Origin of the sequence: Mesorhizobium sp. M2D.F.Ca.ET.226.01.1.1, from assembly GCF_004022705.2 — a bacterium.
Taxonomy (GTDB): domain Bacteria; phylum Pseudomonadota; class Alphaproteobacteria; order Rhizobiales; family Rhizobiaceae; genus Mesorhizobium.
Map to the genome: position 1 here is coordinate 18,650 of NZ_RZOY02000015.1, position 18,383 is coordinate 37,032.

At 61.7% G+C, this 18,383-nt stretch carries 30 protein-coding genes; 14 read left to right on the forward strand and 16 right to left on the reverse strand.

Annotation, left to right across the window (positions count from 1 at the left end; genetic code table 11):
• Positions 1-113: 113 nt before the first annotated feature.
• Positions 114-1,043, forward strand: a complete 930-nt coding sequence (locus EN869_RS34625) for a hypothetical protein (protein ID WP_189341270.1) — start codon at positions 114-116, stop codon at positions 1,041-1,043.
• Between the two features lie 163 nt (positions 1,044-1,206).
• Here the strand turns inward: EN869_RS34625 and EN869_RS28350 are convergent, their stop codons facing one another.
• From EN869_RS28350 to EN869_RS28365, 4 genes are all read right to left on the reverse strand, one after another.
• Positions 1,207-2,364, reverse strand: coding sequence for an SdrD B-like domain-containing protein (locus tag EN869_RS28350; RefSeq protein ID WP_127230583.1), 1,158 nt, complete (start codon positions 2,362-2,364; stop codon positions 1,207-1,209).
• Positions 2,361-3,266, reverse strand: a complete 906-nt coding sequence (locus EN869_RS28355) for an HTTM domain-containing protein (RefSeq protein WP_127230582.1) — start codon at positions 3,264-3,266, stop codon at positions 2,361-2,363. The genes EN869_RS28350 and EN869_RS28355 overlap by 4 nt, the downstream gene beginning before the upstream one ends.
• Positions 3,250-3,684: a hypothetical protein gene (locus EN869_RS28360; protein ID WP_127230581.1), complete on the reverse strand. Its 435-nt coding sequence runs from the start codon at positions 3,682-3,684 to the stop codon at positions 3,250-3,252. The genes EN869_RS28355 and EN869_RS28360 overlap by 17 nt, the downstream gene beginning before the upstream one ends.
• 524 nt (positions 3,685-4,208) lie before the next feature.
• Positions 4,209-4,601 carry a GFA family protein gene (locus EN869_RS28365; RefSeq protein WP_127230580.1) on the reverse strand — a complete coding sequence of 131 codons (393 nt, stop codon included), beginning with the start codon at positions 4,599-4,601 and terminating at the stop codon, positions 4,209-4,211.
• A gap of 38 nt (positions 4,602-4,639) precedes the next feature.
• Here EN869_RS28365 and EN869_RS28370 point away from each other — a divergent pair, with 38 nt between their 5' ends.
• The gene (locus EN869_RS28370; protein WP_127230579.1) at positions 4,640-4,843 is read left to right on the forward strand and encodes a hypothetical protein; all 204 of its coding nucleotides are present in this window, start codon (positions 4,640-4,642) and stop codon (positions 4,841-4,843) included.
• Positions 4,844-5,197: 354 nt separating this feature from the next.
• Here the strand turns inward: EN869_RS28370 and EN869_RS28375 are convergent, their stop codons facing one another.
• Complete coding sequence (locus tag EN869_RS28375) at positions 5,198-6,076, reverse strand: ATP-dependent DNA ligase (protein WP_127230578.1); 879 nt, start codon at positions 6,074-6,076, stop codon at positions 5,198-5,200.
• 127 nt (positions 6,077-6,203) lie between these two features.
• On the opposite strand from EN869_RS28375, the gene EN869_RS28380 reads away from it, so the two are divergent.
• Positions 6,204-6,389, forward strand: a complete 186-nt coding sequence (locus tag EN869_RS28380; protein ID WP_127230577.1) for a DUF3606 domain-containing protein — start codon at positions 6,204-6,206, stop codon at positions 6,387-6,389.
• A gap of 178 nt (positions 6,390-6,567) precedes the next feature.
• Here the strand turns inward: EN869_RS28380 and EN869_RS28385 are convergent, their stop codons facing one another.
• The gene (locus EN869_RS28385; protein WP_127230576.1) at positions 6,568-6,771 is read right to left on the reverse strand and encodes a KTSC domain-containing protein; all 204 of its coding nucleotides are present in this window, start codon (positions 6,769-6,771) and stop codon (positions 6,568-6,570) included.
• A gap of 24 nt (positions 6,772-6,795) precedes the next feature.
• Complete coding sequence (locus tag EN869_RS28390) at positions 6,796-7,620, reverse strand: Ku protein (RefSeq protein ID WP_127230575.1); 825 nt, start codon at positions 7,618-7,620, stop codon at positions 6,796-6,798.
• A gap of 62 nt (positions 7,621-7,682) precedes the next feature.
• Between EN869_RS28390 and EN869_RS28395 the strand changes: the two genes are divergently transcribed.
• The 5 genes from EN869_RS28395 (at position 7,683) to EN869_RS28415 (ending at position 10,670) form a co-directional block, all read left to right on the forward strand.
• Positions 7,683-8,078: a helix-turn-helix transcriptional regulator gene (locus EN869_RS28395; protein WP_245489613.1), complete on the forward strand. Its 396-nt coding sequence runs from the start codon at positions 7,683-7,685 to the stop codon at positions 8,076-8,078.
• Positions 8,079-8,426: 348 nt separating this feature from the next.
• The gene (locus EN869_RS28400) at positions 8,427-8,732 is read left to right on the forward strand and encodes a hypothetical protein (RefSeq protein WP_127230574.1); all 306 of its coding nucleotides are present in this window, start codon (positions 8,427-8,429) and stop codon (positions 8,730-8,732) included.
• Between the two features lie 268 nt (positions 8,733-9,000).
• Positions 9,001-9,300: a DUF982 domain-containing protein gene (locus EN869_RS28405; protein ID WP_127230573.1), complete on the forward strand. Its 300-nt coding sequence runs from the start codon at positions 9,001-9,003 to the stop codon at positions 9,298-9,300.
• 22 nt (positions 9,301-9,322) lie between these two features.
• A complete protein-coding gene (locus tag EN869_RS28410) occupies positions 9,323-9,607 on the forward strand; it encodes a DUF982 domain-containing protein (RefSeq protein ID WP_127230572.1) in 285 nt (94 codons plus the stop codon).
• Between the two features lie 343 nt (positions 9,608-9,950).
• Positions 9,951-10,670 carry a Crp/Fnr family transcriptional regulator gene (locus EN869_RS28415; protein WP_167498655.1) on the forward strand — a complete coding sequence of 240 codons (720 nt, stop codon included), beginning with the start codon at positions 9,951-9,953 and terminating at the stop codon, positions 10,668-10,670.
• 338 nt (positions 10,671-11,008) lie between these two features.
• Here the strand turns inward: EN869_RS28415 and EN869_RS28420 are convergent, their stop codons facing one another.
• The 3 genes from EN869_RS28420 to EN869_RS28430 all read right to left on the reverse strand — a co-directional run bounded on the left by EN869_RS28420 (position 11,009) and on the right by EN869_RS28430 (position 11,967).
• Positions 11,009-11,362: an SPW repeat protein gene (locus tag EN869_RS28420; protein WP_127230570.1), complete on the reverse strand. Its 354-nt coding sequence runs from the start codon at positions 11,360-11,362 to the stop codon at positions 11,009-11,011.
• Between the two features lie 177 nt (positions 11,363-11,539).
• Positions 11,540-11,740 carry a hypothetical protein gene (locus tag EN869_RS28425; RefSeq protein ID WP_127230569.1) on the reverse strand — a complete coding sequence of 67 codons (201 nt, stop codon included), beginning with the start codon at positions 11,738-11,740 and terminating at the stop codon, positions 11,540-11,542.
• An 11-nt stretch (positions 11,741-11,751) separates the two neighbouring features.
• Positions 11,752-11,967 carry a hypothetical protein gene (locus EN869_RS28430; protein WP_127230568.1) on the reverse strand — a complete coding sequence of 72 codons (216 nt, stop codon included), beginning with the start codon at positions 11,965-11,967 and terminating at the stop codon, positions 11,752-11,754.
• A 590-nt stretch (positions 11,968-12,557) separates the two neighbouring features.
• Here EN869_RS28430 and EN869_RS28435 point away from each other — a divergent pair.
• A complete protein-coding gene (locus tag EN869_RS28435; RefSeq protein ID WP_245512382.1) occupies positions 12,558-12,827 on the forward strand; it encodes a hypothetical protein in 270 nt (89 codons plus the stop codon).
• Positions 12,828-12,861: 34 nt separating this feature from the next.
• Here EN869_RS28435 and EN869_RS28440 read toward each other — a convergent pair whose 3' ends face one another.
• From EN869_RS28440 to EN869_RS28455, 4 genes are all read right to left on the reverse strand, one after another.
• On the reverse strand, positions 12,862-13,143 hold the full coding sequence (locus EN869_RS28440) for a hypothetical protein (RefSeq protein ID WP_127230566.1): 282 nt from the start codon (positions 13,141-13,143) through the stop codon (positions 12,862-12,864).
• A 64-nt stretch (positions 13,144-13,207) separates the two neighbouring features.
• Positions 13,208-13,513, reverse strand: coding sequence for a hypothetical protein (locus tag EN869_RS28445; RefSeq protein WP_127230565.1), 306 nt, complete (start codon positions 13,511-13,513; stop codon positions 13,208-13,210).
• Between the two features lie 129 nt (positions 13,514-13,642).
• On the reverse strand, positions 13,643-14,716 hold the full coding sequence (locus EN869_RS28450; protein ID WP_127230564.1) for a PAS domain S-box protein: 1,074 nt from the start codon (positions 14,714-14,716) through the stop codon (positions 13,643-13,645).
• A 59-nt stretch (positions 14,717-14,775) separates the two neighbouring features.
• Positions 14,776-15,015, reverse strand: a complete 240-nt coding sequence (locus tag EN869_RS28455) for a hypothetical protein (RefSeq protein ID WP_127230563.1) — start codon at positions 15,013-15,015, stop codon at positions 14,776-14,778.
• A gap of 270 nt (positions 15,016-15,285) precedes the next feature.
• Here EN869_RS28455 and EN869_RS28460 point away from each other — a divergent pair, with 270 nt between their 5' ends.
• Both EN869_RS28460 and EN869_RS34630 read left to right on the forward strand, forming a co-directional pair.
• Positions 15,286-15,618: a hypothetical protein gene (locus tag EN869_RS28460; RefSeq protein ID WP_127230562.1), complete on the forward strand. Its 333-nt coding sequence runs from the start codon at positions 15,286-15,288 to the stop codon at positions 15,616-15,618.
• Between the two features lie 84 nt (positions 15,619-15,702).
• Positions 15,703-15,867, forward strand: a complete 165-nt coding sequence (locus EN869_RS34630; protein WP_167507114.1) for a hypothetical protein — start codon at positions 15,703-15,705, stop codon at positions 15,865-15,867.
• 3 nt (positions 15,868-15,870) lie between these two features.
• On the opposite strand, the gene EN869_RS28465 is transcribed toward EN869_RS34630, so the two are convergent.
• Entirely contained in the window at positions 15,871-16,284 is a 414-nt protein-coding gene (locus EN869_RS28465; RefSeq protein ID WP_127230561.1) for an HD domain-containing protein, read from the reverse strand.
• 279 nt (positions 16,285-16,563) lie between these two features.
• Between EN869_RS28465 and EN869_RS28470 the strand changes: the two genes are divergently transcribed.
• The 3 genes from EN869_RS28470 (at position 16,564) to EN869_RS28480 (ending at position 17,809) form a co-directional block, all read left to right on the forward strand.
• On the forward strand, positions 16,564-16,767 hold the full coding sequence (locus EN869_RS28470; RefSeq protein ID WP_245489612.1) for a hypothetical protein: 204 nt from the start codon (positions 16,564-16,566) through the stop codon (positions 16,765-16,767).
• A 222-nt stretch (positions 16,768-16,989) separates the two neighbouring features.
• Positions 16,990-17,193 carry a CsbD family protein gene (locus tag EN869_RS28475; RefSeq protein ID WP_127230560.1) on the forward strand — a complete coding sequence of 68 codons (204 nt, stop codon included), beginning with the start codon at positions 16,990-16,992 and terminating at the stop codon, positions 17,191-17,193.
• 439 nt (positions 17,194-17,632) lie between these two features.
• Positions 17,633-17,809: a Flp family type IVb pilin gene (locus EN869_RS28480; protein WP_127230559.1), complete on the forward strand. Its 177-nt coding sequence runs from the start codon at positions 17,633-17,635 to the stop codon at positions 17,807-17,809.
• Between the two features lie 8 nt (positions 17,810-17,817).
• Here the strand turns inward: EN869_RS28480 and EN869_RS28485 are convergent, their stop codons facing one another.
• Positions 17,818-18,099, reverse strand: a complete 282-nt coding sequence (locus EN869_RS28485; RefSeq protein WP_127230558.1) for a hypothetical protein — start codon at positions 18,097-18,099, stop codon at positions 17,818-17,820.
• Positions 18,100-18,383: the final 284 nt, after the last annotated feature.

The following is an 18,383-nucleotide window of genomic DNA, read 5'->3' on the forward strand; positions in this document are numbered from 1 at the left end:
TGGACGCCGGCCGCGCGGGCACCGCGTCGAGCAGCTGACTATTTCTGGGATGGTCGAGAACAGCGGTTCAACCCGTCTATAGTCCCGCCCGGGTTTCGCGGGTGACTGGTATCATGTCGATCAAAACAGGTTCGGAGCCTGCCGGGCGAGTGTCGGCAGGACGCTTCGGTTTCGCCTTCATGGCCAATGCCCGCATCGGGCGCCGATCCTTTCCCCTTCTGGCGACGGCGCTGCTGGCATCGACCATGCTGCAGCCGATGACGACGCGCGCGGCGTCGGTACTGCCCGAGCCGCAAGACGGGCTCCACCGGCCGATGGATGCGAAAGCCATGCTGCAGGACGCCAAGCGCGCGCTCCTGGCGCAAGCGGCAGGCGGCAATGGCGGGAATGGTGGCAATGGCGGCTCCGCTGGCGGCAACGGCGGCAATGGCGGCAACGGCGGCAATGGTGGCTCCGCGGGCGGCAACGGCGGCAATGGGGGCAACGGTGGTTCCGCTGGTGGGAATGGTGGCGGCGGTGGCACCGGCGGAACCGGCGGCAACGGCGGCTCCGCCGGAAATGGCGGTGGCGGCGGCAACGGTGGAACCGGCGGCAACGGTGGTTCCGCCGGAAACGGCGGTGGCGGTACCGGTGGAAACGGCGGTAGTGGCGGCTCGGCCGGAAATGGCGGTGGCGGCACTGGCGGGACCGGCGGCAATGGCGGCTCGGCCGGAAACGGCGGTGGCGGCACTGGTGGAACCGGCGGCAACGGTGGTTCCGCCGGAAACGGCGGTGGCGGTACCGGTGGAAACGGCGGTAGTGGCGGCTCGGCCGGAAATGGCGGTGGCGGCACTGGCGGGACCGGCGGCAATGGCGGCTCGGCCGGAAACGGCGGTGGCGGCACTGGTGGAACCGGCGGCAATGGCGGCTCCGCTGGAAATGGCAGTGGTGGCACGGGCGGTAACGGCAGTTCCGGCGGCAATGGCGGCGAGCATCACGACACAACCGGGCGTTCGGACGGCGGCCCCCGTGCATGCGGGACATCGTCGCGAGCCTCTTGCTGACGCGGCCCGGCTTCAAAGCGGATCGCGCTCAACGTGACGCGCTCAAGTTCATGCTTTGAGGCAAGTCGTTGCTCCAAGACGGCCGTGCAGTTGGTCGACAGGCATCAGCCGATTTCCAAGGCTCCGGCGATGGCCGGAAGCAGCGACCGCTCCCCTGCCCGCTCTACGGGCCGGTGCGGTAGGCGAAATCGTCGATCGCGGCCTGCCAGTAATGCTGCGTGCGGATCTCGAGCCGCGTGATGCGCCTGTAGTCGGCCGCGAAATAGACCAGACCGTTGGCAGACAGCGTCAGATGATCTTCATAGGCGGGCTCATCGCCCCGCCAGGCCTTGAGGATGAGCGTCTCGCCCTCCGCGTCGTCCCAGCCGGCGCCGAAATAGGCGCCCGTGAAATCGAACGGCTTGTCGCTGAACACCTGCGCCGGGTGGCCTGAGCTGTTATAGGCGATGAATTCGCCGGACATGGTGGTGTTGACGTAGCCCGGACCGTCGGTGAAGCGCTGGTGCATGGCAACGAGATTGTACCAGTTGAGCCCGCCATAGCCCGACGGAACCTCGAACACACCTGGCGACGTCATCAGGTCGTCGAAGCCGACGACATGCGCCACGGGCAGCGGCGCCTCGGCAGGCTTGCCCGAAAACGCCGAGAGCACCACCGGCGCCGCGCCGACGACCACATGCCGCCGCCCAGTCGCCCCGCCTGCCGAAAAATCGACCAGCCATTCCCCGGGTGTCACCGGCGTGCTGAACCGCCCGTCCGGGCCGACCTTGGCGGCGGACGCCACGCCGTCCGGCCCTGTCAGCGAAACGCGCGACCCGGCGGCCGCGCCGCTGATCGTCAGATCCGCCGCGAGGCCGACCGGGTGCGTGGTGCGCGTAGCGATCATGTCGCCCGGCGATCCGGGCGAGACGACATAGTCGCTTTCCTGCCAGGCATTGCCGGTGGTGACGGAATAACCCGGCGGCGGCACGACGCGGAACGCATAGTGCCCGGGATCGACCACCTCGAAATCGCGCTGGCTGACCGACATGCGGAAATTGGCGAAGCCGCCGGCATTGGTCAGCCGCATGACGGTGCTGCCGTTCGGCTTGTCGAGCTCGACGGCCGCACGCGACATCGGCCGGTCGCCCATATCGTAGACACCGTTGCGGTTGAGGTCGCGGAACACGAGCAGCGACGTGTTCATCTGGCCATTTTCGAAGGAACCCCAAACACGCTTGGGGTAATAGTCACTCGCATCGCCGGCACGCGCCGCGCCGCCGCCCATGGCCAGGCCGATGGCCGCCGCGACGACGCCAGAAAACAACAAACCACGCTTCACGAAGTTTCCTCTCCGGCTGTCGGCCCGATCCCCTGCAGCCGCGCAATGACCCTGTCGACGGCATCGGCATCGAAATAGGCGAGATAGAGCAGCACCATGGTGGCGCTGAACGTATAGACCGGCAGCGTCACATAGATGATGGCGTGGAAGGCCAGGCCCGGCAGCAGCAGGTAGCGCCTTGTCGCGCGAAACGGCAGGCCGAAGGCAAGGCTGTATTCGAGCGCGACCACGGCGAGCGACACGAGTGTGGCGAGCCAGGCAAGGCCCGGGATCGCCGGATAGTCAGAACCTGCGTAGTACCAGAGGAATATCGCCTCGATCCGCGCGCCGCTCGAGAAGGCATAGCCCGACTTGTCGAAGGCGGCGAAGAAATAGAGCACCGAGAGCTGCACCACGATCAGCCGCAAGCCCAACAGATTACCGCGCTCCGCCGGCGGCGGTAGGCCCATGCGCTCGGCGCGCATCACCGCCAGGTAGCGGTCCAGCGAATAGGAGGCGCCGCAAGGGGTGAGCGCGATCAGCAGCGCCGAGACGGCAAGCAGATAGGTGTGATGGTGGGTCCAGGGCTCGCGGCCAAGCTGGAACCCGAAATAATGGTACATCGCCAGTCCGACGGCGCCTGTCCAGACCGCGGCGACGCGGCTCTGATAGCCGACGAAGAGCAGCGTCGTCGCGACGAAGAAGTTGGCGGCCAGGAACAGGCCGGCCGGCGACTGGTCCATATAGAGCAGCAGCTCGCCCGCCCAGCGCGACCAGAACAGCATCGCAAGGCCGATGCGGATCAACGCGGAGGAACGCGACGAGCCCTCGGTGTCGACCGCCCAGTGGACGAAGCGCGCGGCCATGGCGTGCGCCAGACGCCAGCCGGACCAGTCAGCGGCGGCGTCAGTCTGCGCAGGCATTTTCGGTATCGGTATGGATGATCTGCCAGCCGCCGCGCGTGGCTTGGCGCGCGCGGACACGGATGTCGGCCCCCTGCCCTGCGGCGGTGCAGAGCCGCTTGATGACCAACGCCAGTTCTTCGCCGCTGTCGATCCACTTCAGCCTGCCGTCACGACGAGCGCCGAGCATCGCGAAGCGGTCGAGCGGGGCAAGCGCGCCGTCAGGCTGGCGGATTTCAAAGGACGCGTCGACCACGCCGAGCCCGATCGCGCTGAACATGGTCCAGGAGCGAAGCCATGCCGATTGCACCCCGAAGACCTGCTCCGCGACCGGGCCGGCGATCATGAAGCCGGCGATGGCGATGAAGGCGAGCAACCGCAAGCGGCCCGCCGAGACGGCAGGCTCCGCACCGCTTCGTATTGAGACGACATCCGCCACCCGCGTACCCCCGCCCGCGACTATAGACCGGCTCAACGCCCGGTCTTCGACCATCCCAGAAAAAGTCAGGGGCTGGGCGGATGTCAGAAATGCAAACAAGCAGGCGACATGGACCGCCTTATTGGGTCAAGCGACCTTGGCCCGTCGCAGCGGCCTGTGGTCCGCGCAACGGGCCAAGTGGCCTGCCTTTTGCCCGCCAGCTCAAGGCCGGCTCCTCCCATCCTCCGCTTCGAACGGAGCGGAGAGTTCGAACAATGACCGGGCTGTGCGAGGCTTGGCGATAACTTTTGTTAGTCTCAACTAAAATAAGCGACCCGGTGCTGGCTAGCGATCGGCGTGGTGGATCGCCGGCAACGTCAGGGAAACACTGAGTGTAACCGCGCACCGCCCGATGGAACCAACCGGAGCGCGCGCCCGATGCTCCATTAGCGCTCGCTTGCTTTAATAAGACGTTGCTCGCTTCCGGGGCGAAGGCCTCTTCAACGTTCGCGACGGGCTGCAATCATCGCGCCTCGCGAATGATCCTAACCCTCCTGCTCCTGGGGAAGGCCGTCGGTTAGATCGTAAAAATCGGATTTCGAGCCGACGAAAATATGCTTGCTGAGGCGCAGACCTGTCGGAGGGTCAAGGGTCCCGGCAGCGACGAAGGTCTCACTGCCTGGAGCCGCCCTCCAGAATAGGTTGCTGCCGCAGCGCGAGCAGAAGCCGCGTTCGGCTTTGTCTGACGAGCGGTACCAACGCAGGGTCGACGACGCCAACAGCCTAATATCCGCCGAACCACAGGCCGCCATGACTGCGAAGTTCCCGCTGGTGCGCGTGCATTGGGTGCAGTGGCAAGCTATGGGCTGGGCAAGCTCACCCGCAATTTCATAGCGTACGCCCTGGCATAGACAATGACCTGATGACATGGATTCCATAGGCGACCTAGCGCCGCTGTTGCCGGAGGAATTTCACAATGGCCAAGGCTCTAGCGTCGATCCCTATCAGCGGCGGGGCTTTTGCGGATAATCCACTCGACCATATTGGGATCAACGTAGTCGTCGCCAGTCATTATCCGGACCAGCTTCCTTACGCGGGGTCGCCACTGATCCTCGGGGACCTTATCCTCATCCACCCAACGCTTGAACGCTTCGCGCATGACGTCGAATTCGAAGGATGAGCGATTGTCGTTGAATTGCTTTTTGACCATGGCCGGCAACGTCGGACCGATTGAAATGTTCCAAAGCAGGCCCTGCCGGAGCCCCGCTTCCTTAGCCGAACAGGTAGGCCGACATCACTGCCATCCAGATCGAGATCGGCACAGCACTGAAGAGGCATACCTCCAGGACGAAGGTGTCCTTGTCCGCAACATGGGAAACGATCCCAACAGAGCCCCCGCCAAACCCAACGGACCCGGCCTCGTCCCAACATTCCAAGGCCGGGTCTTTGCCTCGCTGGTGAGGGATGAGCGGGCTGAAGCAGCGTGCGCCCTCCTGAGCCTGCCAGCTTTAACGAATGTGAATCAACAGCGATATTATTCCTCCCTAAAGTCCTGCAGCGACGCATGGCGTAAATCCTCTTCGCCGCGCATGTGCTTCACGCGTCCAACAAGACCAGGCTTGACCCATTGGGTTGCCGGCCGCTTCATTCCTTTCGGCCCCGGTCCGGAATGCTCCTGCACCCGCTGCCACAGCCGTTCCCGCATCTCGCGGTTTAACGTGATGAACGCTGCGCCAACATAGCGCCCTGTGCTGCGCTCGGCCATGAGAGCGAAAGCCGGTTTGCCGGGCTCCCGCTCGACGCCGAGCAAATCGTATTCATCGACGGCATAGGATTTGATTTTAAGCCACGCTGTCGAATTGCCGCTGCGATAAACGCTGTCCTTGCGCTTTGAAACCATGCCCTCAAGTCCGGCCTGGTCGATCAGATGAAAAATGGATTTCGCATCGCCTGGCAACACTTGGCTGAATTGGATGCGCTGTCGGGGCGGTACCAATGCCTCGAGGATATCGCGACGATCGATCAGCGGCATGTCGCGCAGGTCGTGGCCGTTCAGGTGGAGCAGATCGAACGCCACAAAGTACAGGTCGTGCTGGCGCGCGGTGATGGCCCGGCGCAGTTCGCCGAAGTCGGAATGTCCCGCCTCATCCAAGACGACGATTTCGCCGTCGATGATGGCGCTTTCGGCATTGAGCTCCCCGGCCGCTTTCACAAGATCCCGGTACTTGGCTGTCCAGTCGAGCCCGCGGCGCGTAAAGATGCGAACGCCATCGTCGTCGCGGATGATCTGTGAGCGATAGCCGTCGAACTTCACCTCGTGAATCCATCCGTCGCCCTCTGGCGGCTTGTCGACCAGAGTCGGCAGCAGCGGGGGAATGAAGGACAGCCGGAGGCCGCCGGCGGGCTTACGCATCGTCACTCTCACGCAACTCGAATTTGAATCAATATCGCACGAGCGCGGACGTTCCGTTAGCGATTGCTGAATAAGCAACAAGGAACATTCGAAGGCAATCGCTGTTTCTTCTGACAGGAGGAACCGCATGGCAGACGACGAAACCAAGCGCGATTTTCGGGACCGCGACCGAGTGTCCGCAGACGAGGATTACGAGGTTGAATACTTCGCTCAGAAGGTCGGGTTGACGGCCCAGCAGGTTCGCGAACTGATCGCCAAGCACGGCAACGACCGGGAGACGCTTGAGCGCGCGGCAAGGAAGCTTCGGGGATGACGAGGCTTTCCGAACTCGGCCCTCCCAAAGGGGTCACGCTGCACCGGCAGCCGGGCTCCACGGAGGATTCGGACTTCTATCGGTGCGAGACGTGCGGCCAAGTCGTCGACTGCAAAGACATCCGACAGATTATGTGGCATCAGCTCCAGGACGAGCATGAGCCGCTTGAACTAGACACCTAGTCGGCAATGCGGCGATAGCGGAAATGACCGCGGATATGGTCGTTGAAGAAGCGGCCTTTGACAAACGCGGATCGAAATGCCTCATAAGTCTCAGGCGGCACCTCCTCAAAATCGTAGCGTTTGCCGCTGGCCACAAACCAAACCGACAAAACCCTGTTTGCCGGATCGTATTCTGATTTCTTAATCGAAGTGGATGGCAAGAAGGCTCCGTGGATCGCGCGAACTCAGGCCGACTTCCGGGCAGGCTTCGACTTTGATGCTGGTTTGATCCCCTCCTTGGCGAGGCTCTTTTTCAAAACCGCGGCGAGGTCAACGACGTTTTCCTTGGGCCTAGGTGCCGGCTTCGGCGGCTTCTTGCCCTTACGCTTCGCGTCGATCATCGCGATCAGCGCATCCTCATAGGTATCCTCGAATTTGGAGGGATCGAATTTCGTCACCTTCTTGTCGATCAGGAGGCCGGCGATCTCCAAGAGATCCTTGTCGTATTTGGGACTCGCCAAATCGCCGAAGACGCTGCGTTCCGAGATCATCTCGTTATGGGTCCGCAACTCGGTCAGCAGCATGCCCTTGCCAAAAGGCTGGATCACGACCTCCCGGCCGCGCTGATAGAGCACGACGCAGGATCGGGCTGCCACTCGCTTCTTGGCCATGGCTTCCCGCAGCACGGTAAAAGCCTCGACCGCGGCACCATCGGCGGGAATGAGGTAGTAGGGTTTTTCGAGATAGCGCGTGTCGATATCGTCGATCGCAACGAAACCCTCCACCTCCAAGGTATGCTGCGAGGTGAGCTTCAGCTTCTTGATTTCATCGGGCTCGATCTCGAGGAAATCGCCCTTCTCGACTTCGTAGCCCTTGATCTGATCCTCCGGGGGCACGACGTCGCCGGTTTCCTCATCCACATACGCGCTCTTGACGGGCAGTCCGTCTTCCCGATTGAGAATCTTGAAATGAACTTTGCCGGCCTCGCTGGTCGCTCCGACGAGCTTGACGCCGCAAGAGACCGAACCAACCTTCAGAAAACCTTTCCATACAGCGCGAGGGGCCGCCATTTTGTTCATCCCTGTCATCATCCAGATCAACAGGAACATCTGGCGCCTGGCGCGGTTCCACCGTGGCAGGTTTCAGCGGCGTGGCAGGCGAGCTTTCCCTCAATCACGATGGGTTAGCCAATGCCAGCGCGGAACATTTTAGGGATATTGAATGTTCCACCCCTATGGACAGCCAATACCAACTCTCCGCCGACCAGGTCAGAGCCGCACGCGCCCTGTTGCGCTGGTCGCGCGTGCGACTTGCCGCCAAGGCGAATCTCAGCGAAACGACGATCAGCGAATTGGAAAATGGCGCGAGGAAACCGCATCCCCGCACGGTCGCAGCTGTCCGCCGGGCCTTCGAGGGCGGCGGAATTTTGTTTGCGGCCGAAGGAAGCCCATCCCTACCGTATCCTGAAGGGCCAAAGACCACCGACAACAGAAGCCGGCGCCGGCGGCGAACAGACAGCGCGCGGTAGGATCCTGCGCCAGGAGCAAGGACTTTGCGTCGGTCTGGCGTCAATGCTCGTTGGCTTTCCGGTCATCGCGGCCGACGGCGGCATTCGCGGCCTGTACAGGTTGCTGAGAGGGAGCAGCTCGAAGCTGAAAGAGCCCGCCCAACACAACGGCCCCAGACGGGCTCTTTACCGGGTCTCCCTATGGACACGCATTTCCAGTGTGGGCCTGGTTGCGATGACACCCCACCCGACGTAGCGCGCGCTGGAAGAGAAGCAGCTCGCGCCGACTGATAAGTCAAACCTCACCGATGGCCCGATGTTCCATTAGCAAGCGCTTGACTACCCCGCTGTCCGCTCCAGAATCCTTTCATGGCAAAGGGCTCTTTCAACATCGGCGATGAGGTCGCGATCACGGCGACAGTGCGCCGGCGGGTCTCGGAGGACCGGGTGAGCGTGTCCATCCCTTCCTATGGCCAGCCCCATTCGATCGTCGAGAGGGCCGAGGTGACGAGGGGGCAGCCGATCGAGCTGGTGGGCGACGTGACCCGGGTCGACGAGAACAAGGTCACCGTCAACCTGGGCGTACCGGTTACGGTGGATGCCGACACGCTGAGGCTGATGACGCGCTATGTGCCACCCAAGCGGAAAACGCCGCTGGTCGACAAGGCGACCTAAAGCGCGTCGCGTCTGAACAGCCTCATGCGACGCGCTTTAGGTTGTTGTTTTTATGCATGTCGTTGTCCCAAAACCGCTGCGCAGTTTTGGGCGACATGCATTAGCGGATTGCCGACAAATCTGGTTCAGCTGAGAGCCATCGAAAGGCGCCTTCGCGAACCCTCTTGACGACCAAAATCCTCAAACCCATATCGCAGTTGGGCCAGGGACAGCGCTGTAGGTCCCGACTCTCCTGACACTCAATTGTTCGTTCGATTTGGAGGATCTTATGAACGACCGGATGTTCGACAGCCCTGTTTTCGTAAAGAGCGGAGACAGCCTCATCCAGGAAATCGCATGCATCGAGGACGCGCTGGAATTTCTCTACGAATGGCCGAAAAACAGGCGCGGCCCGATTTACGACACGGCGCTGCGAGCCTGCCAACGGGCATTCGACAGCGACTACCCGCGAAGCGCCGCGAGAGACGCCTTTTGCGGCTTCGCAAAATCAGCCAGGATTCTCGAAGAGCTGAGCGCACCGCCGCCATGGATGGCCAGCGTCAGCGGCCGCGGCGGACTGGCCGCCTGAAGTCTCGCGATGGAGGTACGCGATGCTTTCAAAGCCGTTCGAAAATCCGATCCGGGTTTGGGTCGGCATGGGGTTTCCCCGTCAGCTCAACACCGTGGCTGACGCCTACCAGTTTGCCACCGATTGGTGCGGCAACAGTCCCGAACAGAAAGCCGCTATCCGCGCGTGCAGAGCGGCGCTGGTGGGAGATATCGACGCGGAGACGGCCAGGGGAATCTTTGTCGCCTTTGCCCGGAAGAAGGACATCCTGATCGAGGATGGAGATATGCCGCCGCCTTCCTGGAAGGCGCGGCCGTCGCACGTCTAAAACTGGTGAGGCGGCGCCCGGCGCCGCCTCTACCGGCCGCGCGAAAGCAAGGGGCCGGTCTGCGATCTTGCCGTGACACTCGATCGCAGACCGGGTGTCCACTCCTGGGGTAGAAATTGGACACCCCCATCGTGGCCGGTCGCGATCCCTGCCGCCATATCATATGTTAGGCGACGAAAGCTTGAATCGGTCGCACCGGGCGCCGCCTTGCGGATCACCGGAGGAAATTAACATTCGACAATAACGAATGACGCCCTAGTTCATTAACATCGCCGGCAACGACATGGCATCGGCGCTTGAGAGACAAACATCCGTGCTCCCGCCCCAACCGGAGGAGGAGACGATGCTCTCTGCCAATCCACTTCTCACGCAGTTTCAGAAAACGCGCTCGTTGAGCCAGGCGGAAACTGCAGCCCTCTCAAAAGTTCCGCTTCGGCGCGTGGCCCTGAGACCGGAAGAGCCAATGGTTCGCGCAGGCGACCACACGACAAGTTGCATCCTCGTTCTCGACGGCATGCTTGCCACTTCCAAGGTGGATGGTGCCGGCAGGCGCCAGATAACCGCTATTCACATCGCTGGCGACTTCCCGGATCTCATGAGCCTGCATTTGGACCTGGCTGACAGCGACATAAGGGCGGTTGCGAAGGCCGAGGTCGCCTCGATCAACCACGATCATCTGAGACGCCTTGCGCTGGACCACCCGAACCTTGCCGCCAAATTGTGGCGAACCGTCCTGGTCGATGCGGCCATCTCAAGGGAGTGGGTCTTGAACCTTGGACAACGCGAGTCCATGACCAGGATGGCGCATGTTCTTTGCGAGATCTTGCTGCGCATGCAGGTAGCCGGATTGGCCAATGGCAACACCTGCCGAATGCCGCTGACACAGGTCAACCTGTCCGAAGTCACCGGCATGTCGCTCGTGCATGTCAATCGCGTTCTGCAGCAGCTACGGCGCAAAGACCTGATAACGCTGGCCAAGGGGCAACTGGACGTCCTCAACTGGGCAGGTCTCGTCAAGGTCGGTGATTTCAGCGCGGAGTATCTGCATATCGTGAAGCATTAGCTCCACGCCGGCCGGCGCGGCAGCCCGCGCTCAATTCGAGACAAATCTCCCGTTCGCCGGATTGAGGTCTTCTCGCGCTGTCTCTTGCTCTTTCTCAGCGTCGGCCTTGCGCTTCGGGCATTCCTCGAAATCATGGTCGCGGCCGCCGCAATAGGAGCAGCATTTGGCGGGCGTGTCGGGGTGGAGCATCGGGGCCATTCCCAAGAATGCACGAAAAACTTTCCGGTTGCAGCAATTGCGTGAAGACGCCTGCCGCCGTTAAGCCCGATGCCCCGATATGCCCGCTCGCGGAAGCAGGAGCTCGCCGCTTGCGCGGCGGGCTCCCGTTCAGTCACCGCTCACGCATGGGCGTGAGGATGACGGAAGTCCCAGACAGCCCAGGCCGAAGCCACGACCACCAGCACGCCGAGGACGACATGCGTGGCCATGACATGCGTGTCAGCCGCAAAGCCCAAAAGCCAGGGCGACACGATCAGCCAGAGCCCGAGGACCGCGCTTACCCATTCTTCCCACTCGGCGAACACCGAAAGCGTGGCCAGGGCCAAGGCGCCGAGCGCAACGCCAACAATCCAGGCGTTCCACGCAGGCACCATCGCCGCGGTGAATCCGATGACCCAAGGTGAGATGAACAGGCAAATCGCGAGGACCAGGGTAATCCAGTCCAGGCTCTTTCTTGCTTCCATCATTGCCATGACAACCTCCATAGATGAAGCTTGACCAAAGCAACTGCATCCGCGTGGACATTGCACGCTCGTCATTGATATAATTACGCTTTTACCGCTCTGCAAGGACGTGCCGCCGACCGGGACAGCGCATGGCCGGCGTTTCGAAAGCGGCGGCAATACGAAGCATGGTCGGATGAGCCCGGCCTAGTGAACCGGCCTCGACGCCGCCAGCGCAGCTTTCATATCGTCGGCATCATCTATCCCGCTGATGAACAGCAGCATGATGCGCCGTGCGACGTCATCCTGTTCCGGCCCGGCCGGAATGCGAAAGGCCTGGCAATGGTCCGCGAATATCCTGGTCAGCATGTCCAGGTCGTCGGAACCGAGATAGGTCGGAGAGGCCATGGCGGCCCCCATCATTCCATGGCCGGCGCGGCCAGCACGTTGCCTTCCGCACCGCGACTGTAATAGCTGGTCCGGCCACGATCCCACTTGACCTTGATCTGGTTGGCAGTGGTCTCCACGACCGTACCGCCTTCGGGGCTGTCCTTGCGGACAACCCGTTGGCCTAGCTGCAATGTGCTTGAAGCGGGCGCATCCATATGCACGCGCGAAGGCTCTTTGAAGGGCATGCGCGCCTCCCTTTGTTCCGGGCGAAAGCGCGATGGTCACTCCCAAACGTCCGCGTGCCTCTGCTCGGTGCGGACGACTAACCTTAACCATCGATCGACCGGAATGGTTCCTGTTTTGCGAAATAAAAGCCCGCCGCCGGAGAGATCGGGCAGCGGGCTTGCAACGGGCCAGGGCGCGGAACATGAGCGCTGACTAATAAGCGCCCGGAAGGACCTTGGTTCCGGCGTCGCGCAAAAAGCCGCCGCTGTGAGGAAGCCGGCGACGAACACGTGGTCCTTGGTATCGACAGCAACACGAGGGAACGCGCCGCCCATAGGGTCACGCTGCACGCAGCACGGCGGCTGCCTAGGGCAACGGACAGAAGGCCTGTAGAGCGCGCCGCAGGGTTCCAAGAGCACTTCATGATTTGCCCCGCATGTGACCAGGCGGTCGACAGGCGGGATTTGCGACAAGTCATCCGGTTACGAGCAGCCGGGGCATAAGCCGCCAGAGATGGACAGCCAATGACGAATCCCTTGAAGGGACGGGAACCAATTGCGCTGAGCTAAGTTAGGAAGAGCGCTACGGGGACTCCACGATGCTCCTTGCCTTGGACGATGCGATCTCGTCGGCTGTTTTGGCCGGCAGAGGCGGAGATGCGGAAATCTTCGGGGTGATCGATCTCAGCAGTAAAATCGAAACCAGGATTGGCGCCATCAGCCTGGGGCGCGCCATCCAGTTCGTCGCCAACGCGTCCGTGCTCGGCTACGATGTTCGCGGTGCGATGGTGCTTTACGGGCTCCCGGGGACGCCGAGCCTCAGGAAATGGGACTGCGACCGTCTCTGGGCTCAATATGGCGGCGCCTTGCTTCAGGCATAAATCCCGGTGGTCGCCCCCAACATGCGTCGGGCCACTACGGACAAGGCGTCCAGCCCTTGCGCTGCTGCGGCGTCACCGCGTGATTTGTGAACTGCAGGTTCCGGTCATCGCGGCCGGCGGCGCGGCATTCGTGGCAGTAGATGGCCTTGATCAGATCCCAATGCATGCATCCGTGGTCCGGCCCTAGCCGCTTCACCAGCTCGGCCACATCCAGAACAGCGCGCCGCTTGCATGTGAGGCAATCGACCGACAGGCCAGTTCCGGCCTCCAGCTTCTTGCCGAGCGTGTCTTCCACGAAGGGGTATTCCTTGCCCATGGCGATCTCCGAAATGAGCACCGGGAAGGATTATATTCCTGATGCCCGATCGTTTGCCAAGGGCTTATCGGCTCGCCTCAGTATGAGGCGCAAAAAAACAGCGGATATACGAAAACGGGGGAGACAGGCAGATGTGATATTGGCTGTCTTCGCTCTCTATGACGCGGTTCTTGGGAATGAAATATCGGGACTTTGGCCCTGACCCTGTACGGACGTTGAAATCGCCGCCCGGCAGTGGCTCGACAAAGCGCGGAGCAATGACCCCACAATCCTTTTTGTCGTCGCAGCATTCATAGCCGGTGACCGGATCATGATAGCCGGTGTACCAGCTGTGAGCGACGGCGAACGCGATCAAAAAGAGCTTCACCATTGTCTGCCCAGCTTAACATGGCAGCGTGACGGTGGGCCATCCAATATATTAGCAACCTCTTGATGAAACCCCGAGCCGCGCCAAGCTGGCGCGAGGGTTCGCTAGCCTCGCAGATCCGAGGCAGGTTTCTCAAACGCTGAAGTCGCCCTCCGCGTCGGCGCCGAGCTGCGGCACCACGATCGCCTCGAGCGGCGCGTCGAGCGTCCACTTCAGGCTGCCGGGCGAGCGCTCCAGGGTGGAGGAACCGCTGAGCGACTGCGGCGCCACCCGCTGCAGCACCACCGTGCCAAAACCCTTGCGCTCGCCGGACTCCTTTCGCTCAGCCGTCTTCGGCGCGGTCTCGACGGCTGGCGCGCGGGATGTTTCGTACCAGAGCAGATGGAAGCGCCGGCGCGCATCCGGGCCGGTCTCGACCTTCCAGGTGATTTCGACATGGCCGCCCTCGACCGCTAGCGCGCCATATTTGGACGAGTTGGTGCCGAGCTCATGGAAGGCCATGCCGAGATTCTGCACCGCGTTCGACTGCAGCGTCAGCAGCGGCCCGGAAAGCGAGATGCGCTCCTCATGGCCGAAGGGTTTCAGATGCTCCTGGACGAGGTCGAACAAGCTGGCGCCGGCCCATTCCGAGGTGACGAGAAGGTCGTGCGAGCGCGACAGCGCCATGATGCGCGCGCGGATCATGTGCTCGAACTCGGCGGGATCGGTCGAACGCTTGCTGGTCTCCCTGACCATCGAAAGGATCACAGCGAACTGGTTCTTCACGCGGTGGTTGACCTCGCGCATCAGGAGCCGGATGCGGCGCTCGCTTTCCTTGGCGGCGCTGATGTCGCGAGCGATTTGCGAGGCGCCGACGATCCCGCCGGCGCTGTTCTTGATCGGCGAGATGGTCAGCGAAACGGAAATCAGCGATCCGTCCTTGCGCCTTCGGGTGGTCTCGAAGCTGGGGATGCGCTCGCCCCTGCGGATGCGGGCGATGATGTCGGTTTCCTCGTGGTGCATATGTTCGGGGATGAGCATCAGGATCGACTGGCCGATGGCTTCCTCGGCGCTGTAGCCGAACACGCGCTCGGCTGCCTGGTTCCAGTCGGTGATGATGCTGTTCAGGTCCTTGCCGATGATGGCGTCATAGGAGGACTCAACGATCGCCGCGAGGCGCGCGTCAACGCTTGCGTCCTGTCGTATAGTGCCCCCGGCGCCAGACATGCGCATTAGCTAGGGCCGGCCGAAGACTGGGCAATGTGTCGGACGCGGGATTGCATCTCTCACGGCTTGGCGCTGCTGGAGCCATTCTTGTCGTCCGGCGAGATCACGCCGAAATCCTGCGACCGCACACCCGACCCGGCCGTCAGGAACCCGTCCGAAGCGAGACCCCGACGCAGCAGTTCGCGCACCGCGGCCGACCGGCTCGGCATGCGTTTTTCGAAGCGCCAGTTCTCCAGCGCCGCCAACTCGTCTTCGGTCAACATGATCTGCAGCCTCTGCGGCCGCTCCAATTCAGCCATGCCTGCCTCCTTGACAGACGAAATGCTACAAATGAGTAAGTGGCTCAGTTTGAGTAAAAGTAGGGTTTGCACATAAAACGTCAAGAACGGTCAAAACGTGAAAAGCGGGGCACGCTAACGATCCCCATCATGTTACAAAACCACATTTGATACCTTATACTAACCGGTTGATTTATTTACGAGTTTTAACATTTTTGTATTGCCATCGGTGTGGCATGGGCGCATGGTTGCGTCCAGAGGGACAACCGTCCGCGAAAGGAAGGTTTTCCAATGTTACGAGAATTTTCCAACCGGCTGCGCTATGATGCCCACTGCAAGGTCCAGTGCGCCCTGCGGACCAACGGCATCGTCAATATCATCGGGCTGTCGGAACAAATCAGGCTCAATAACCTGGCGGAGAACGTCGCCCGCGAGGACATTGAAAACCTGGTGCTGGACATCTCACAGCTCTACGGGGCGCCGATCGAGTTCGACGATCAGACCCTGACGGCGCTCGACCTGCCCGAGGTCCTAGGCCCCGACAACCGCAACGACCTCGAAAAGGCGCTGCGGGAGCGCTCGCTGCCTGACGCGCCGGTCGATCTGCTGCAGCTGGACGAATAGCCGGCCGGGCGGCCGCGCATTCCTTCGGCCGCGATTGCGGCGGAACCGTCGATCAGTCGGTTGGTCTTCTGAAACGGAAGCACCATGTCGCGCGACGAGGACCGCAACCCGACCCTGGATGACTATGTGAAGCGGCTCGTTGACGAAACGGGTATCAGCGAACGGCAGGCGCTCGAACTTATCCGTCTGATCGGGTTGGACTGGAGTTCCTTTGTGCGCGAGCCGAAGTTGCTCGTATCGAAGCGCTGACGCTCAGTGCCCCGCGCCGATATGATTTATTATCGTCAGACCCGTTTCGTATTTTTGCGGCGCCGCGCCGACCTGATACGCCTGCCAGAGATTGTCGCGCAGATCGGCTATCTTCACCGGCAGCGCAAGCTCGTTCGAGGCGGCGCGGCAGATGAAGCCTTCCTCGCTTTCGTCCATGCGCCTGGTCAACGCATCGACGGCCGCCACCACCGACAGGCTGAAGCCGGCATTTTGCAGCCGCTCGAGGCTCCAGCCCTCGCCCTTCTCGACGACGTCATGCAGGTAGGCGACGGTTTTTTGGTCCAGCGTCTCAACCGCATCGGCAACGCGCCTCAGATGTTCGATGTAGGGTCTGCCGGTCTTGTCCTTCTGGCCACGATGGGCCTGCTCAGCGATCTGCGCTGCCTGATGTAGCATGATCCTTCCGATCTTTTCTCTGGTAGAGCCCGCCCTGGCGAGGGACAGCCAAGGCGGGCTTGCCCGGGTCTGAACCCGGTCCGGATGGCGCGCCATTCGCGGGGGGGAGCGGGGCTGCACGCCATCCTGCTTTCAAGAACATCGGCACTGGGCGAATGTTCCGTCGCTCGCGGATTTTTGAGGGCGCGAAGGCCCAAAGGCCTCCCGCTGCGTCAGACGTCAGCCCGCTTGAATATGACGCCGGCTTTCGGCAAGCGTCATTTGCGTCAACATAGGTGAATGATGAAGCGTAAGGACAAGGCGGCGCCTTTCGTCCCGACCGAAATCCATGTCGCGACGGTCGATGATGGAAAGAGTGCGCTCGGCATCCTCTCGATCGAGACGACCGAAGGCATTCTGGAAATCGCGCTGGACGGCCACGCCGCCGACGCCATCGTGGACGCTATCGGCGCCATCCGTTCCAAGCTGGACCAAGACCGCTAAAAAGAAGCCCGGACCAGGAGCCGGGCAGAGAGGTCTTGGGACCATGCTGACCGGAGGGGCATTGGTTCAGCATTTCCTAATTTGCCGGGTCATTGTGACGGCCGGATGAAACCCTCCTGGCGCCTATCCTTCGCCCCCCGCCGAGCGCAGGAGAAACGCTTTTCGGCAGGAACCTCGCGACCGCGCTGCCGTTAGCCTCTGTGTCCAACAGGAGGTCCGGCAATGGATTGGAACCGCGTCGAAGGCAATTGGAAGCAGGTGAAGGGCAAGGTCAAGGAAAAGTGGGGCAAGCTCACCGACGACGACCTTGACCGGATCGCGGGCAAGCGCGACCAGCTGGAAGGCAAGATCCAGGAGCGCTACGGCCTCGAAAAGGACCGCGTGCGCCGCGACATCGACGACTGGTACAACATGCAGCGTTGGTAGCGGTCGTCTCCCGCAACGAAGGGCGTTGCCTCCTTGGCCGCGCCCTTTTTTTCGAGGCGTTCAGGGCTGGTCGAGACGGTCGCGCGCCGTAGGCCAGCGTCGCCGAAAGCACCCTGCCCCCTGTGGCGCCGGATTGCGCGTCCAGCCACTGATAGCCAGGGAACGGACTGGAGTCGGCGAAACCGGTGGAAAAGACATAAAAACCTATATGAATGCAGGGATGCTAAATTAGTTTCCGCTGTTAGCCGACTCACCCCCTACCGAGTCGGTTAGGCCCGGCGGTTCATCCCAACGCAACCCCAACGCGGAACTGTCGGGCCGCTCTAAGGGCAAGCGTCGCGGATTCCAGCGACTGGATAAAAAGCAGCAACGCTCATTTACCCGATCTAAATTAGCGGTCCCACATAGTTGCGTAATCAGCAGTGGGGCTTGTTAAAAAATGCAACTAATAGTGAGTTTTCTGCGTGACGATTCCGGAGCAACGGCCATCGAATATGGTTTGATTGCAGCGCTTATCGCCTTGGGAATCATGGTTGGAGCGACCTCGCTGGGCGGCGCGCTAAATGCCCAGTTTGTGTCGATTGCCACCACTCTTAACGGCGCCATCGCACCGTAAGTCCAAGCTTACAGACAGGGCGTCCATCCTCTCCGCTGCTCTGGCGTCATTGCGTAGTTTGTGAACTGGAGGTTTCGGTCATCACGACCGGCGCCGCGGCATTCGCTGCAGTAGATCACCTTGACCAGGTCCCAGTGCATGCAGCCGTATCCAGGCCCGAGGCGCTTGACCAGCTCCGCTACGTCGAGCAGCGCCGTTCGCTTGCATGTGAGGCAATAGACCGACAGGCCACTGCCAGCCACCAGCTTTTTGCCGAGGGTGTCTTCGGTGAATGGATATTCTTTGCCCATTGGCGAACTCCAGAGAGGTCGCCCCATCCGGATGGCTATCCATGGGTAGACTGTTGCCTTGCCAAGAAGCGTCTGGAGAAACCCACAGCGACATACAGGCTAAGCCAGCTTGGCGCCGGCTTGCGCGATTGTCGGTCGCGAGGGTGAAGGTTGCCCGCAGACACCACCGGGAATCCCATCCAAGAATAGGTCAACGCTGGAACAACCGAGCCTGAAACGATCTAGGCCCGTTGCTTCGAGGGCGTACAAGCAACGGGCCCAGCTGGCTGTTCCCCAACGCAATA